A 15,389-nucleotide genomic window follows, 5' to 3' on the forward strand; every position below is an offset into this window, starting at 1 on the left:
CTTAGTTATCGATTTTCATAAACAGATTATTTAACGATTCGGAATAAGTAGGGTGTGCAAATACACAATATCTGATCCTATCGTAAGTAATCCCACCTTCCATCGCCATTTGAAGAACAGACATGATTTCTCCACCTTCTGTGGCCAGGATAGTAGCTCCTATTATCCTTTTACTGTCTGCATCTACAATTGCTTTCATCAGCCCTAAAGTTTCGTTTGTTTCAATACCGCGCGCAACATTCGACATTGGCAGAACGGCAACTTTATAATTCAATTTCTTTTCTTTTGCTTCTTTTTCAGAAATACCTATCCGCCCAAGCTGAGGGTCGGTAAACATGCAATATGGCACAGGCCGATCGTGAATAGAATAATTTGTGCCTTCCATTAGGTTCCGGTAAACGATGGTATAGTCATTATAAGCAATATGTGTAAATGAAGGCCCACCTTTTACATCACCGAGCGCATAAATCCCTTTAATATTGGTTTCGAGTTTTTCATTAACAAGAATATGCCCTTTATCATCCAATTTTACGCCACAGTTTTCAAGGGTTAAATCTGCGGTCTGAGCAGTACGGCCTGCAGCTACCAACACATGGCTCGCTGTTATTTCTTTTTTGATTTTCCCAGACTCCAGGGTAATGCTAATCTGTTTTTTATCCTGCGTTATTTTTTTGATTTTAACATCAGTGATCAGTTCGATGTTTTCGTCGGTTAAAATTTCAGTAAGTGCTGATGAGATATCCTGATCTTCTCTAGCTAATATGCCCGATGATTTTTCCAAAACGGTTACTTTACTGCCAAATCGATTAAACATTTGTCCAAACTCAAGCCCAATGTAATTTCCACCAATAACCACTAAATGCTCTGGAACTGTTTTAAGATCTAAAATTGTTGTCGATGTAAGATAATTAATTTCATCCAATCCTTCAATATCCGGTATGGTGGTTTTTGCACCAGTGTTAATAAAAATCCATTCGGCAGTTACTTTTTCTTCACCGCCATCGTTAAGTGCAATAGCCAGTTCTTTTTCACCAGTAAACCTGGCCGTTCCAAATATCAGTTCTAGTCCCTTGGTATTTTTAAGGCCTTTTTCAGATGATGACCTGAACTGGTTTACGATATCGTCTTTCCGTTGCTTTATCTTTTTAAAATCAATTTTGATCGTTCCAACTTTTACGCCAAGTTCAGTTGCTTTTCTGGCTTGGTATACTGCCCTTGCGGAAGCGATCATTGCTTTTGTTGGTGTACAACCGTCATTAATACATGTACCGCCAACATATCTTTTTTCTATAATCGCTGTTTTTTTGCCTGCTTCGGCAAGCCTTTTGGCCAAAGGAGTTCCTGCCTGCCCTGCGCCTATAATTATTGCGTCGTAGTGTTTCATCGATTTACAGATTAATAGAATTTGTCTTGTCCTGAAGATATAACCTAAATACTAGCCCAATGTTTGGTCAATATTGATTTATACTATGTACAATTAAGACACTACAAGTTCGAATAAAAAAGTTACAAACTATATTCGAAAATCGACGTTAGATAACTGTAGACATTTAATTGACAAACATAAACCGCAGCCTTATATGCAACCTCAAACAACAGAAAACACGAACCTTACCGTTTTTATCCAGGATGATTCTTCAATTGAAGATAAAAGAGATATTTTATTGAATGGTTTGTTAGATGATCTGAACAATCAAACAGAATCTTTTAATTAGAAAGCCGATCATAGATCTAATTTTAGCTTTTTTTTCGTAAGATGCATACAAATGTAATTCATCTACGTACCGTACCGTCACCCTGAACCGAGTATTAGCAAGTTCACCGAAGATAATTCATTTCAGGGTCGTAACAGCAGAAAAGATGCTGAAACAAGTTCTGCATGACGATTAAGATTAATAGAAAACGAAAAGGGCAAACAAATTCATGTTTACCCCTTTCAATCTAAATTAACGCTCTCGCGACAAAAGTATAAATTCTTCTTAAACTCGTATGTAACAAATTTATTTGCCTTAGAGTTAATGTACAATGATCTGTGCCCGGCGAAGGTTATCTGTAGTCTGCAAAATTTTATCCTTTAATTTTGGATTATATGCAGGATGTGATTTTAAGAAATCCTGTACAACTGCATTTGCTTCTTTATTGTTATAACTAGAGAAAATAGCAGCAAGCCAAGATTGCGGGAAAAATATATCTCCTGTTTTCTGTATTTCTACTAATAAATCTAAGCTTTCTTTAAGATAATGAATAGATGTTTTTTGCCTGATGGGATGATGCAGGTAAGATAAAGCCGTAGTTACCCAGGCCTCTTTCTGGCGGTTTTTCCGGTCTTTTAAACCATTAAAAAAATTATCTCTTTCCTTAACGTCTAATGATAAGGCAGGCATTAAATAAATCAGCCGGTTTTTACGGTCTTCGTTTTTGGTGCGCGCTAACTGATCTTTTAAGATCGTATTTGCAGTATCCGTTTTAAGGGCCAGTATTAAAGCTAACGCGCTATAATCATCTTCTAACAATTTAATTCCATTTGGTGCGGTTTGTTTGAGCCAGATATTATACATGCGTTTTCCCGCATCTGCACTCAGATATACATTTTGATAAGCGTTGAACAAAATCTTCTTGTTATTTTGCGTTTGCTGTTGCTCCATTGCATTCCATATTGTTTTCTCCATACTTTCATACATCGCATTCCGTGCTTCAGCGGTAAGAAAAGTCCAGTAAATATTGGTTAGGTATCCCGTAATTAACCTGAGGTTCATCTCGTTTTTCTCAACTGATAATCCTCGTAAAAATACAGCTAAAAGTTCTTCAGGTTTAGTGCTTTTGCCCGAAAGCATGTTCTCATAGGCATTGATATAGGCCGATGCCCGTTCTAATGGGTCAGCAAGATCATAAAGATTTGCCATCATCTCTTTGTCAATCGGGAAAAGGCCATACCCTGCACCGTTTGCATTAAATAAAATATACTGTGGTTTTGGAAGACCTTTTGCTTCAATTAAATCTGTCTTAGCAAGCTTAGCATTTACAACCAAAATCTTACTCTCTGTTGGGTAAACCAGCTTAACCGTAAAAGATTGTGGCCATACCCGTGGCTGTCCCATCTCACTGCTTTGGTTTAAACTTAAACCGCTTATTTTATCTCCATGGTATTTAATATCATAGCTAAAAACCGGTCTGCCAGGTTCATTTACCCAAACTTTGTTCCAACTATGGAGATCACTTTTGCTGTATTTACTTAAAATGGCAATCAAATCATTCCATGTAGCGTTGCTATAACTGTATTTTTTCAGATACTCCCTTATACCCTGCTGAAAATTATGTTTCCCCATCAATAATTCCAATTGACGCATCATGATCGGTGCTTTATGGTAAATTATATTTCCATACATCGATCCGGCTTCCTGTAAGTTATCTAATTGCTGGCGAATGGGATTAGCACCCAGTGTTCTATCTACCCCATAAGCTGCCGGATAATGATCTTGTAAAAACTTAAGGTCGAAAGTATTTTTGCCCATTAATTTTTCGGTTACCTTATCGGCCATAAAATTGGCAAAAACTTCTTTCATCCAAACATCGTTAAACCATTGCATGGTTACCAGATCGCCAAACCACATGTGTGCGGTTTCATGCGAAATCAGGTTAGAGCGCGAAATGAACTGATCTCTGGTTGCACCTTGATCTAAAAACAATGCTGATGCTTTATATTGTACCTCACCAGGGTGCTCCATGCCACCAAACTGAAAATCTGGAATGCTGACAAAACCTATTTTTTGAAAAGGATATTTTATCGCTGTCCAGTCTTCCAAAAAATCAAGCGCATCTCGATGTGCTACAAAAATAGAATCTACACTGAGCTTAATTTTGGCTGAATCGGTTTCACGGTGCAGAAATTCCATTTTATTATTTTTTATGTTCCTATTTACCAGGGTGTATTTACCGGCAGTGAAGGAAAATAAATAAGTGGGTAGTTTATCCGAATTATTGAAATGATAGGTGGTAGAATTCCTTTGCACAAGCGAATCTTTTTTAGCAGCATTACCCATTACCTTCCAATCAGTTGGGACGGTTAACGAAAGTAAAAAATTAGCTTTTAAATCCGGCTGATCAAAGCAGGGGAATACCGTTCTGGCGTGATCAGGGACAAAAAGTGCATACAAAAAATCTTTGTTTCGGTTTAATGATTCGTTACCTGCAATAAATCCGATCTCGATATGGTTAGTGCCTATTTTTAAATACTCCTGCTTTACTAAAATATGTTCGGCTTTAAAATCAATCGGTATCGTTTTTCCATTAACCGATATTCGTTTGATATGATCTGCATCCTGCTTAAAGTCAACCTGCATACCAATCAACTTATTTAACTTAAAATCGATGCTTTCAGTTGATTCTATTAATGTATTTTGTACTGCTGGTACAGTAAAGTGAAGCTTATATTGAATATTACTTATAGCTGCACTTCTGGAACTTGCCAGTGCAAGCGAAACTCCTGGCTCAACGGCTACGGAATTTGTACCCTGCTGCGCAAAACAGGTAGCACTTAATAGGAAGAAAAAGCAAAAATATTTGGTAATCGTATTCATTGTATAAAGATTTATTCTCCTTTTATCATTTGTATAATGGTGCCATAACTCATCCAGACCATGGTTAACACCACAGCTATACCTGTTAAGGTTAACCAAAACGGTTGTTTGTAATTTGCAATAATTTTAGTTCTATAGGCCGCAATAAGCATAATCCCCAATGCAATGGGCAAAATAAAACCATTAATAGCACCTACAGTAAGCAGTATTTTAACGGGTTTACCAATAAGGATAAAAATAATGCAGGAGATGGATATAAAGGCAATGATAATCTCACGGTTAAACTTTAAGATCAGTGGGTGAAAACTCTTAATAAAAGAGATGGAGGTATAGGCTGAGCCCACAACAGAAGAAATCCCCGCAGCCCATATTACTACGCCAAAAATCTTATACCCTATTTCGCCGCTGGCCAATTTAAAAACCGAAGCAGCTGGATTGGACGGATCTAAAGTAAAACCTTTGCTTACTACGCCCAGAGCAGCAATAAATAATAATAAGCGCATAATAGATGCCAATCCGATGGCACTTAATGCACCTTTATTTACAGCACCTAAGTTCTGGATCCCAGTTTGCCTGGCATCCAATAAGCGGTGAGCGCCCGAAAAAGTGATATAACCGCCCACTGTACCACCCACTATAGTCAAAACTGCCGTAAAACTAAACTGTGTGGGGTTTACCGCCCTTAATGCGGCTTCTGCCAATGGCGGAGAACTGGTGTAGGCGATAATTAAGGCGAGTATAATTTTAATCAGCCCCATGGTTTTGGCAAAAACATCCATTGCCTTGCCGGCTTCTTTGTAAATAAAGATCCCTATTGCCATAATTGCGCTTATTACAGCACCCTGTTCTACACTAATACCGAATAATACATTGAGTCCTAAGCCAGCGCCAGCAATATTACCAATATTAAAAGCCAAACCACCCAAAAATACCAGGAAAGAAATAAAATATCCTAAACCTGGAAATACCTTATTGGCTATATCTTGAGCAGGTTTATCGGCAACAGCAATAATCCGCCAGATGTTTAATTGTGCAATGGCATCTAATATGATGGATAACAATATCACAAACGCAAAACTTGCCCCTAACTGCTGGGTAAAAACTGCAGTTTGTGTTAAAAATCCAGGACCAATAGCCGATGAAGCCATTAAAAAAGCTGCCCCTAAAAGTACACTCCAATTGTATTTTGGTTTCATATTACTGGGGCTTTAATTACGATGCCTTCTTTTTGTAACCGTTCAGCTATTAATTTAGCAAAAGCAACAGCATGTTCGCCATCGCCATGCAAACAAACTGTTTCGGCTTTAACCGCAATGCGATTTCCATTTATACTATTTACTTTCTGGTTTAAAGCAAATCCCAATACCTGATTAATGGCATCTTCTTCATTGGTAATTGAAGCATTGTCTGCTGACCGAGGCGTAAGTAAACCATCATCCTGATAACTTCGATCGGCAAAAACTTCTGATGCGGTTACAATACCCTTTTTTTCAGCTTCATCGATCATCTTACTTCCTGCTAAAGCATATAGGATCAAACCCGGATCTAAATCGTAAACGGCCTGTACAATGGCTTTTGCCAGGGCGACATCTTTTGCAGCCATATTATATAGTGCACCATGCGCCTTAACATGATGCAATTTACTCCCCGCAGCTTTTACAAAACCGCTTAATGCACCAATTTGATATAAAGTAAGCTGATAGGCCTCATTTGGGGTAATCTTCATTTCTCTACGACCAAAGCCCTGCAGATCGGGCAAACCAGGATGTGCACCAATGGCTACTCCTTTTTTTAAGGCTAAAGCTACAGTTTGCTGCATTACAGCCGGATCGCCGGCATGGAAGCCGCAGGCAATATTTGCTGATGAAATGTAGTCCATCAGTTTTTCATCGTTGGGCATGGCATAATTCCCAAATGCCTCTCCCATGTCGCAATTAAGATCGATCGTTTTCATGTTTTAATATATTTAAGGCTTATTGCCGTGGTAATCAATGATAAATCGCGTTCCCGTTCAAAGTAAAGCGCTTCTGCCTCATCTCTCGAAATTTCGGAAAAGCGAATGGCATCACCAGGTTTAAGCTGTGCACATAAAGGCAAATCGACCGCTGCAACATGTGCAATACGCGGATAGCCACCTGTTGTTTGACAGTCGGCCATGAGTATAACCAAATCGCCATTTCCGGTTACCTGGATAACACCAGGTGTTACTGCCGTGCTGAGCAATTCCTTTTTAACTTTTCTCACCAAAGGCTTTCCCAATAAATGATAGCCCATGCGATTACTCCTTCTATCAATGGTATAAAAATTGGTTAAAAATGAGATAATGGATGTTGCGTCGAACCAACTAATTTCGTTTGCGAGAACAACTCTAATGGTTTGTCTTTTCTCTGGCAGTAAACTTTCGCGCGAAATGCGCCAATTTGGGTAAGTTAACGACCTATTGATTAATTGTTCTAATATTCTTATTGATACTTCGCTATTAATAGCACCACCGATCAAAACATCTGCCTTTTGCAATGCCTTCCCCTTAAAGCCCCCAAAAGCAGCAGTAAGATAAGTGCTTTTACTTCCCATTACATCAGGCACATCCCATCCACCAGCTATAGCCAGATAGGTACGCACCCCAATTGCATTATGGATTAACTTTATAACAGAACCTGCCGGAAAAAACAATGGCTTTTCTGCAGGCATTAATTCATTATTGTAAACTAAGCAGGCACCATCGCCAGAATAAGAAATTAGAATAGATGTTTCAGCTTTAAATGAAGCATCAGCATAGGTAAACTCAATGGTAGCATGGTTATCATCGTTACCAACTGCTTTATTTGCTAACCGGTGGGCCAGCTCGTCCATGACACCCGAAACAGGTACAGCTTGCGAGAGGTATCGGTATCGCCCCATATCCTGAATGGTACTTAACAAGCCTGGCTTAATGATGCTTATTTTCATACTCATATTTCTGCATAAGCATTAAACTCCTTTATACCAATGGCTTTAAAAGTAACCATATCCCCTCCCTTTAAAAGAGATGGCTGCGAGCGGTTTACATCGAACATCTTTAATGGCGTTTTTCCAATAATCTGCCATCCGCCAGGTGTTTCCATAGGATAAATACCAGTCTGACTACCCGCAATACCCACAGATCCGGCGGGTATTTTAGAACTAGGAACCTCTTTTCTGGGGGTTGATAACCTGGTATCCATTCCACCCATATAGGCGAAACCTGGCACAAAGCCGATCATGAAAACAATATATTGCCCGGCAGTATGTATATCAATTACCTCAGTTTCGCTAAGTTTATTGGTGCGGGCTACCGTTAAAAGATCATGTCCGAAATCGCCACCATAACATACAGGAATAACCATCTTATCAGCTGTTATCCTTGATTTTTCTCTTTTTATCTGTGCAATTTTATTTAAATGTGCTGATACCTTTTCGAAACAAACCTGGCCTGGAAGATCTGATAACATCACGATTAAGGGATCAAAAAAAACAGTTAATGTAGTATAAGCCGGAACTGTGGTAATTAAACCGGAAAAAGGGTTTTGCAACAGCAATCGGTTAAAATCGGCGATCAGGTATAACAAATCGTGATCGATTGCCGTTCCGAATGTTACTGTAACCGATTTTTCACTCAACCCGTAAATTTTTATGGGAATGTTTGTTCGAAAATACCCTACCTGCTCAGTCATACAAAAACAGTAAGATTTAATAATAAGTGATCTTCATAAACGGGTCTAACAACTAAACTGCTGCTATAAAAATGATTATATAATATTAAAATCGCAAGTTTTGCGAACAATCGTAGCTATTATGTGCAAAAAACAATAAAGAAGGTATTTTTAAATGGCTATACAGGCATTATTATGCTTATACTAACCTTTTAAATTCAATAACTTTTTGGTTATCTAATATTTCGAGCTGGCTAAAGGGCTCCACGTAAAAGATTTACTTGATTTTTAATAATCTATTAAATGAATAGCCAGGCAGGGACTTAAAAATTCTTCTTCACTACCCGTTCAATCGCCTTGCCCCAAAATTTTCCTAAAGACGCGGCACCTAATTTATTTGGATGCAGGTAAAAGGTACCCGCTTGCCCCTTTTCAGGGATTAGCTCGGTTAGATGATGCTTTTTAAAATAATCGAATGCTTTTCTATCCCCCACAAAAACATGTTTAGATTTTGTTAAACTATAACTTGAAACAAGGCTATCAATTTTTGGAATATATGCCTGCACTCTGCTCAAGCCCTCTTCCATATATTTTGAGCTGTTATAAGTATTGGGACTATACCAGATAGGATGCTGCAACACCACAATGGCCTTAGGAAAATCAGCCAATAGCTTATCCACAATAGTTTTTACATTTTCAATATATCGATCAGGCGGAACCGGAGCTCCATGCGGTCCTTTTATAGCACTATCGTTGGTACCGAGTTTTAACGAGAAAACCAGTAATGCTTCTTTATTGGTAAATGCATTGGCTGCTTCTTCTACTTTGTTAAAAGTACGGCCTGCACTGGGTAAAAAATCAAGAGTGGTATAACCGCTATGGCCCTGATTACTGAAATTAACTTCATTTATTCCTTTTTGCTTAAGCAGATAAGCCACAGCTACAGCAGGTGGGGCATCAGAAGCAGCAAGCTGAACACCTTGTGTGATACTATTACCAATAAAAACAATATTAAGATTCCTATTCTGTGCAAACAATAATGGGGTGTTAATTAGTAAAATGCCAATTAATAATAGGTATCTTTTCATTTAAAACTGTTTTTATCGGCAACAAATTACTAAATTACTTATCAATATAGATCTAATTTTTCAGCGCTTCAAGGCCTTTGATCAATTGCAATAGTTCATCCTGCTCTTCAGCCTCCAATTCGATCATGCCGTTGAACATTTCAAAAATCTCATCACGCAGGTTAGAGCGCATTAAAACATCGATCAAGCGCACAAAAGTTTTCTTCTGATCGGTATTTAAACTGCTAAACAATTTAGGTTCTATTTCATATAAGGCCTTAATTAAATTAACCAGCGCTGGTTTCCTTAATTCTTTTTCCCTTTCGGTAGCATAAACCGGAAATATTTCATCCTGCTCATAAGTTTCGATCAGGCGTTTAGCACATTCTTTTAAAAATGGTTTCCGTTTACCTTTAAGATATTCTGTTAACGCTTTAATTAGAAACCGGTACTCTGCTGAAGATTTAGCGGCTCCAAATATGGCCACCTGTCCTTCATTTTCGAAACTTTTAAAATCGAAGTCACGAAAAAAATCACTATCAATATAAACACTATGGAAATAATCGTCGCTCTTTTTATTTAGAGTGGTGTAATCTTTATAAATTTCTTCACCACCAGCCAAAAAATAGTATTTAGACAGTTCTTTATGTAGGTTTTCTTTCCAATGAACATATTTAATCTTAAAAGTAACGGCTGTATCGGGGTAAAAAATATTAAACTCTTCTAAAGTTTTAATATTGCTGCTAAAATCTAATGCTTTGCCATTTACAATAACCGAATAGTTTTTTTGCTTGTTCAATTCTATAAACCAACAGAATTCGTTTATCAGAAAAGGAAGTACCGTTTCTTCTACATCTTGCTGACTAATCCTCAAATTAGTAAATGAAACAGTTGTTCCAGTCTCGCCAGAACTGCTTGGAGCGGCAGTAAAATTGTGACTATAACTATTTAAACCACCAGTGCTAATGTGTATTTCACCATATCGAAACCCTTGTTCTGATTGGTAAGTGGTGTGCCAAACGGCATCGTGCGCAAAAGTAAAAAAAGTAAGCCTTCCTACTCCATTACGGCCATGCATTTTCGAGGTATGCTTTGGTGCTACAATCTGAATTGATTTTTCAGATTCGAAGAACGGATCGAACTTTTGTTGTAAGCGATCAAAGTTAATTCCATAACCATTATCAGCAATAGTTAACTGCTCTAAAAGGCCAAGTGAATTGGCTTCATAATCTACCTGTATAGTTGTGGCATTGGCATCAAAACCATTCCAAATGTATTCCGCAATGGCCTGCTTTTCATTATAATTTTTAAGAACCTTTTGTATTCCCTTTGAAGTAATATTAACCCTTACCGACATGCTTACTAAATTAATTAGCAAATATATGATTATATTTCAATCATTCCAGATGTTGATATGGCAAGTTTTACACACAAAATAAATTAGCCAGTTTTAGTGGGTTACAAGCGTATTTATATATCCCGCTGACTAAAATGCCTGCGCAGTTTTTCTTCTTCCAGATCAAGCAGTTCTAATTGTTCTCTAATCACTTCATCATTAATCTGCTCTTTTTTATTTAGCCCTTTCAATAAAATACGCTGTTCAGCCATAATATCTTCAAGTGCAATGCGATAGTCGTGATAAAAACCTTCAGACCTTGAAATGTTTTCTTCTTTTTCCCAATCTCTCAACAATTCCATTTCTGCCTCAATACGGATTTTTATCGATCTGATCATATCGTTATGCAATAAGGCATTGTGATACTTTTCATCCAGGATTTTAAGCGATAATATGGATAATTTCTTTCTCACCATTTGTTTTTGTTGCTCGAAAGAAACAGTATAATCCGGATCGGGCATATCCACCCATTTTATCAATGCGGGTAATGTTAAACCTTGCAAAACTAAAGTAACCAGTATCACACTGAAAGTGATAAACAAGATTAAGTTGCGCTGAGGAAAAGCTTCACCTGATTTTAATGCTACCGGAATAGAAAGTGCTGCAGCCAAAGAAACCACTCCCCTCATTCCTGCCCAGCCAAAAAGCAAGGGTGCCTTTAAGCTTGGGTTAGGATCGGCAGTAGTAATATAACGGCTAATGAAACGCGTAAAGTACAAAGCACCATAGGTACTGGCTAACCTCGTAACAATTAAAACCACGCAGATAATGGCACTGTAACGAATGGCTGGTAGAAGACCATCGTTGCCCAAACCACGAATAATTACCGGAAACTCTAAACCAATCAACAAGAAAACAAAGCCATTCAGTACAAAAGCTACCGTTTCCCAAACATTTATACCCTGCAACCTGCTTCGGTGGGTAAGAATCTGGTCTCTGCGGGCCGAAAGAAACAAACCACCGCTCACTACAGCCAATACACCAGAAAACCCAAACTCCTCTGCGGTTATGTACATTACATAAGGCGTTAAAAAAGTAAGGATGATATCAATATTTGTAGTGGTTGGTAACCATCGGTGCAAAGCATAAAAAACTAAAGCTACTGCAATTCCTACCAAAATTCCCATTACGATAACAACCACAAAATTACCAGCGGCCTTACTAAACACGAAACTTCCGGTCATTACTGCGGCTAAAGCAAAGCGGAACACTACTAAACTGGATGCATCGTTTAGTAAACTTTCGCCTTCTAATATTGTGGTGAGCCTTTTAGGTACCTTAACATTTTTAAGTATAGCCGATGCCGATACCGCATCAGGCGGAGAAATAATACCACCCAACAAAAAACCCAGCGCCCATGTAAAACCCGGAATTAGGCTTTGAGAAATTAGGGCAACAATACTGGAGGTAAGAATAACAATTGGAAAAGCAAAACTGCTGATTACCCTACGCCACTTCCAGAAATCTTTCCATGAAGTATTCCAAGCAGCTTCATACAACAATGGAGGTAAAAAAATTACAAAAATGAGCTCCGGTTCAATCTCAATATTACGAAGTACTGGCAAAAAACTTAATGCTAAACCTGCAATTACCAATAAAATAGGATATGCCACGCGGATTTTTTGTGCGAGCATCACCACAAACAGAATAATTGCAAGTAAGAAAGCGTATTGTATAATCAGTTGGTGCATATAATTTGGTGCTTGGTCTAAAATACAAAAATGAAGTGAATGCCAAACCATTAACATTATGTTCTTTTTTCAGATAAAATTTGGATTTTCTATTATAAAGCTATAATTTCTCCCCTGTAATAAGTCATCCCAGCTTTTTTACATTGGTTTAATTAATGAAGACCATTTTTATTCTTATTGCTTTTTTGATTGAAAGCGGCCTTTGCATAGCTCAACCGGTGATCGAGGTAGAAAAACAAACTTTTGTTAACATTGGCCAAGCAGGATACTTTTGGCGGGACGCTCTCGAAACAACACCTTTTGAAAAGGTAGCGCAATTTAAGCCAGAACGTTTTTCAAAAGGCAAATCAGCAATTTTTAACGGTGGCACCAGCGGAAAAGTATGGTGGATGAAGCTCCGTTTCAAAAATAACAACCAAACCACCCCCTATCTGTTTATCGATTATGCGAACATCGATTCTATTACCGTATTTTATCGCGATGAACGCGGGATGATAAACCAGATAAGTTCTGGCATGTTCAACCTGAAACAAAATGATAATATTCTAGGTACCGGCTATGTATTTCCTTTAAAGCAGGTAAAAACACCAATTGGCGAAGTATATGTAAGAATGCGGGCAATGAATACTTTACTTGTGCCGGTTAAGCTTGTTACCGAATCGGTATTGAATCACGCTTTATTTAAAGCACATAGCGTGCAACCTATTTATATGGGTATCGCATTGATGATCCTAATTTTTCATGTTTTTATGTTCGTTATTACACGGAGTAAACTCTTTGCGCTTTATATAGCAAGGATTATTTTGCTTTATTTCATTGTAATGGTCTGTTATCTTCAAGGTTATGGCTTATTGCTAGGTCCGCCAATGGCCCGGTTTATATTAGTGCATGCTCATTTTTTTATTGCAGCTGGTTACATTGCTACGATTCTGTTTAACAGCTATTTTTTAAAACTTAAACGCCAACTTCCGCAGCTCAATAAATTCTTTAAGGTATTAATGTTTGGATGGGGTTTAATCCTGATCTGCTCTTTATGGGATGCCCGAAGCATTACCAATATACTTACACATGTTTTATTTTTATTAACCTCATTACTTTTTCTGTTCAGTAGCATTAAAGTGATTATAATCCGCGGTTATGCCAAAAAAAATCCCCTTATCTGGTGTTACGTACTGGGATGGATCCCCGTTGCCTTGGTTTCCATTTACCTTGTTTTTTGTTTATCTGAGTTAATACCCTTTCAATCTTACAGCTATAATTTACTCACTTTAGCTGGAATAATTGAAGGAATACTCATCAGCCTCGGTCTTTATGGCCAACGATTAAGATTATTAACACGGCATAATGCGCATTTTCGGAGGCAACGTATTCTGCTTCAAGAACAGGTTGAAGGTTACCGTAAACAGCTCGATGCAAAAACAGAAAAATCTGTTGAACATTTTTCTTTGAAAGCACTCATCGAACTTGCTCATGCCAGAGACCCTTCATTTATGAAGCGGTTTAGTGAAGCTGAATCTACCTTTATCGAAAAGTTACTTCAGGTTTCGCCACAACTACTACCTGCAGAGTTAACGCTTTGTGCTTACATCAGGTTAAATTTTGATACTAAGGAAATTGCCAGAACCTGCAAACTTAGTGTACGTGCTGTAGAGAGCCGCAAATATAGAATTCGTAAAAAACTGGGTATAGATGGCGAAACCAATATGCACGCTTGGATGTTAGACCTCACCAAATCGTCCTAAATAATATACAAAAATAGACCGCTTTTTCTTTGCCTTTATTTCAACAATAAATTATCAAAAACCACCTAACACACTTAATTACAGCAACTTGAATATCTTTGCGTAGAAATGCGTATCGTTAAAATCCACCTGCCGCACCCTCTTTGCATATAGCTATATAGAGTGCACGCGGTGCGATACCGTTTTTTAAACCAAACTGGCTTAAATGCCTTTTGTCTGGATTGTACTCATATTTTTAACCATGTCGACAGAAACGGTCTTTTCCGGGATGATTTGTTACACGCCTGGCGGCATGGTTTATTTAAAAACGCTAATTCATCAAAAACTATATATAATGAACCGAATACCAATTACATTTTATTTTACTACCTGAAATCCAAACAATTAAAATTAGTGCGTATTACTGCGTAGACAAAAATTTTGATAATCTTTAAACGCTCTATTTCTTTGTCCCTATCCTTAAATGAAAACTTTTTAAAATATTGCTGTGCCGCAGAAGGTCTAGACAGGGGACGGTTTAGCCTTCTGCACAAACAGCATCTGAAACCAACCATGAAACTGAATAACACCCCTGCCAAAATTATTGAGAGCATTCAAGAATTTTACAACGGCAGAGATCCTGAAGAAATTTATACCGCATTAGAAATTGATAAAAACTGTTTTGATAGCTGGATTAGAGATTTTGGGAGTATAGCCAATGAGCTTTTGGAGCTGAGAGATGAAAACGATAACCTGAGAACTATGTTTACCAATTTAAGCCTGGTAAACCAGAGCCTACGCAATTCTCTTGATAGCCTCACCAGAACAGACTCGAAAATATTTGAGTTATTGCTTAAAAAGCGAGGCACTGGTAATCTTAGCTTTCCTTAATTAATAACACAAAGAAATGTTCTTATCCCAACCAAAGATATTAATTATTGAAGATCACCCTGCAACACTTGATGCCATAAGGATGATCTTCGAATTTGAAGGCTATATTACGATGAATCTTTCCAGTACGATGGATTTGCATACCAAGGTTGCTGCTTTCCAACCCGATTATTTTAATCGATATTTCGTTGGGTATGAGCGATGGAAGGGCGATATGTACGGAACTAAAACTATCGGTACATGGTTCCATTCCTATCGTGCTCATGGGATCACGAAATGGTATTCACAATAGTACTTATTACAAAACACATTGGGATGATTACATAGAAAAACCCTTTGAAATGGAAGCCATCACTCAAAGGGTTCGCATGCTTT

General features: G+C 37.9%; 13 protein-coding genes. 4 read left to right on the top strand and 9 right to left on the bottom strand.

From position 1 onward, the window contains the following. Position 1 precedes the first annotated feature (1 nt). A complete protein-coding gene (locus tag ACN9MR_RS11450) occupies positions 2–1,384 on the bottom strand; it encodes a mercuric reductase (protein WP_426329815.1) in 1,383 nt (460 codons plus the stop codon). 196 nt (positions 1,385–1,580) lie between these two features. Between ACN9MR_RS11450 and ACN9MR_RS11455 the strand changes: the two genes are divergently transcribed. Next, positions 1,581–1,715, top strand: a complete 135-nt coding sequence (locus ACN9MR_RS11455; RefSeq protein ID WP_426329816.1) for a hypothetical protein — start codon at positions 1,581–1,583, stop codon at positions 1,713–1,715. 300 nt (positions 1,716–2,015) lie between these two features. Here ACN9MR_RS11455 and ACN9MR_RS11460 read toward each other — a convergent pair whose 3' ends face one another. From ACN9MR_RS11460 to ACN9MR_RS11495, 8 genes are all read right to left on the bottom strand, one after another. Further along, positions 2,016–4,577 (bottom strand): M1 family aminopeptidase, encoded by a 2,562-nt coding sequence (locus tag ACN9MR_RS11460; protein ID WP_426329817.1) that lies wholly within the window; start codon positions 4,575–4,577, stop codon positions 2,016–2,018. A gap of 11 nt (positions 4,578–4,588) precedes the next feature. After that, positions 4,589–5,773: an NRAMP family divalent metal transporter gene (locus ACN9MR_RS11465; protein ID WP_426329818.1), complete on the bottom strand. Its 1,185-nt coding sequence runs from the start codon at positions 5,771–5,773 to the stop codon at positions 4,589–4,591. After that, entirely contained in the window at positions 5,770–6,531 is a 762-nt protein-coding gene (locus tag ACN9MR_RS11470; RefSeq protein ID WP_426329819.1) for a 5-oxoprolinase subunit PxpA, read from the bottom strand. Before ACN9MR_RS11470 ends, ACN9MR_RS11465 begins: the two co-directional genes overlap by 4 nt. Continuing rightward, complete coding sequence (locus ACN9MR_RS11475; RefSeq protein WP_426329820.1) at positions 6,528–7,532, bottom strand: biotin-dependent carboxyltransferase family protein; 1,005 nt, start codon at positions 7,530–7,532, stop codon at positions 6,528–6,530. The genes ACN9MR_RS11470 and ACN9MR_RS11475 overlap by 4 nt, the downstream gene beginning before the upstream one ends. After that, positions 7,529–8,269, bottom strand: coding sequence for a 5-oxoprolinase subunit PxpB (gene pxpB / locus ACN9MR_RS11480; protein ID WP_426329821.1), 741 nt, complete (start codon positions 8,267–8,269; stop codon positions 7,529–7,531). Before pxpB ends, ACN9MR_RS11475 begins: the two co-directional genes overlap by 4 nt. Positions 8,270–8,571: 302 nt before the next feature. Then, positions 8,572–9,336 carry an SGNH/GDSL hydrolase family protein gene (locus ACN9MR_RS11485; protein WP_426329822.1) on the bottom strand — a complete coding sequence of 255 codons (765 nt, stop codon included), beginning with the start codon at positions 9,334–9,336 and terminating at the stop codon, positions 8,572–8,574. 52 nt (positions 9,337–9,388) lie between these two features. Further along, positions 9,389–10,672 carry an ATP-binding protein gene (locus tag ACN9MR_RS11490; protein WP_426329823.1) on the bottom strand — a complete coding sequence of 428 codons (1,284 nt, stop codon included), beginning with the start codon at positions 10,670–10,672 and terminating at the stop codon, positions 9,389–9,391. A gap of 113 nt (positions 10,673–10,785) precedes the next feature. Next, on the bottom strand, positions 10,786–12,402 hold the full coding sequence (locus ACN9MR_RS11495; RefSeq protein ID WP_426329824.1) for a Na+/H+ antiporter: 1,617 nt from the start codon (positions 12,400–12,402) through the stop codon (positions 10,786–10,788). Between the two features lie 155 nt (positions 12,403–12,557). Between ACN9MR_RS11495 and ACN9MR_RS11500 the strand changes: the two genes are divergently transcribed. From ACN9MR_RS11500 to ACN9MR_RS11510, 3 genes are all read left to right on the top strand, one after another. Further along, the gene (locus ACN9MR_RS11500; protein WP_426329825.1) at positions 12,558–14,144 is read left to right on the top strand and encodes a 7TM diverse intracellular signaling domain-containing protein; all 1,587 of its coding nucleotides are present in this window, start codon (positions 12,558–12,560) and stop codon (positions 14,142–14,144) included. Between the two features lie 552 nt (positions 14,145–14,696). Next, the gene (locus ACN9MR_RS11505; RefSeq protein WP_426329826.1) at positions 14,697–15,014 is read left to right on the top strand and encodes a hypothetical protein; all 318 of its coding nucleotides are present in this window, start codon (positions 14,697–14,699) and stop codon (positions 15,012–15,014) included. A 16-nt stretch (positions 15,015–15,030) separates the two neighbouring features. Then, a complete protein-coding gene (locus ACN9MR_RS11510; protein WP_426329827.1) occupies positions 15,031–15,306 on the top strand; it encodes a response regulator in 276 nt (91 codons plus the stop codon). Positions 15,307–15,389 lie beyond the last annotated feature (83 nt).

Source organism: Pedobacter sp. R-06 (assembly GCF_049913135.1).
In the GTDB taxonomy this organism is placed as follows: Bacteria; Bacteroidota; Bacteroidia; order Sphingobacteriales; family Sphingobacteriaceae; genus Pedobacter.

Coding starts and splice junctions, on each gene's coding strand:
- pxpB (WP_426329821.1), bottom strand. CDS start 8,269: ATGACTGAGCAGGTAGGGTATTTTCGAACAAACATTCCCATAAAAATT.
- ACN9MR_RS11510 (WP_426329827.1), top strand. CDS start 15,031: ATGTTCTTATCCCAACCAAAGATATTAATTATTGAAGATCACCCTGCA.
- ACN9MR_RS11485 (WP_426329822.1), bottom strand. CDS start 9,336: ATGAAAAGATACCTATTATTAATTGGCATTTTACTAATTAACACCCCA.
- ACN9MR_RS11505 (WP_426329826.1), top strand. CDS start 14,697: ATGAAACTGAATAACACCCCTGCCAAAATTATTGAGAGCATTCAAGAA.
- ACN9MR_RS11460 (WP_426329817.1), bottom strand. CDS start 4,577: ATGAATACGATTACCAAATATTTTTGCTTTTTCTTCCTATTAAGTGCT.
- ACN9MR_RS11455 (WP_426329816.1), top strand. CDS start 1,581: ATGCAACCTCAAACAACAGAAAACACGAACCTTACCGTTTTTATCCAG.
- ACN9MR_RS11450 (WP_426329815.1), bottom strand. CDS start 1,384: ATGAAACACTACGACGCAATAATTATAGGCGCAGGGCAGGCAGGAACT.
- ACN9MR_RS11500 (WP_426329825.1), top strand. CDS start 12,558: ATGAAGACCATTTTTATTCTTATTGCTTTTTTGATTGAAAGCGGCCTT.
- ACN9MR_RS11490 (WP_426329823.1), bottom strand. CDS start 10,672: ATGTCGGTAAGGGTTAATATTACTTCAAAGGGAATACAAAAGGTTCTT.
- ACN9MR_RS11470 (WP_426329819.1), bottom strand. CDS start 6,531: ATGAAAACGATCGATCTTAATTGCGACATGGGAGAGGCATTTGGGAAT.
- ACN9MR_RS11495 (WP_426329824.1), bottom strand. CDS start 12,402: ATGCACCAACTGATTATACAATACGCTTTCTTACTTGCAATTATTCTG.
- ACN9MR_RS11475 (WP_426329820.1), bottom strand. CDS start 7,532: ATGAGTATGAAAATAAGCATCATTAAGCCAGGCTTGTTAAGTACCATT.
- ACN9MR_RS11465 (WP_426329818.1), bottom strand. CDS start 5,773: ATGAAACCAAAATACAATTGGAGTGTACTTTTAGGGGCAGCTTTTTTA.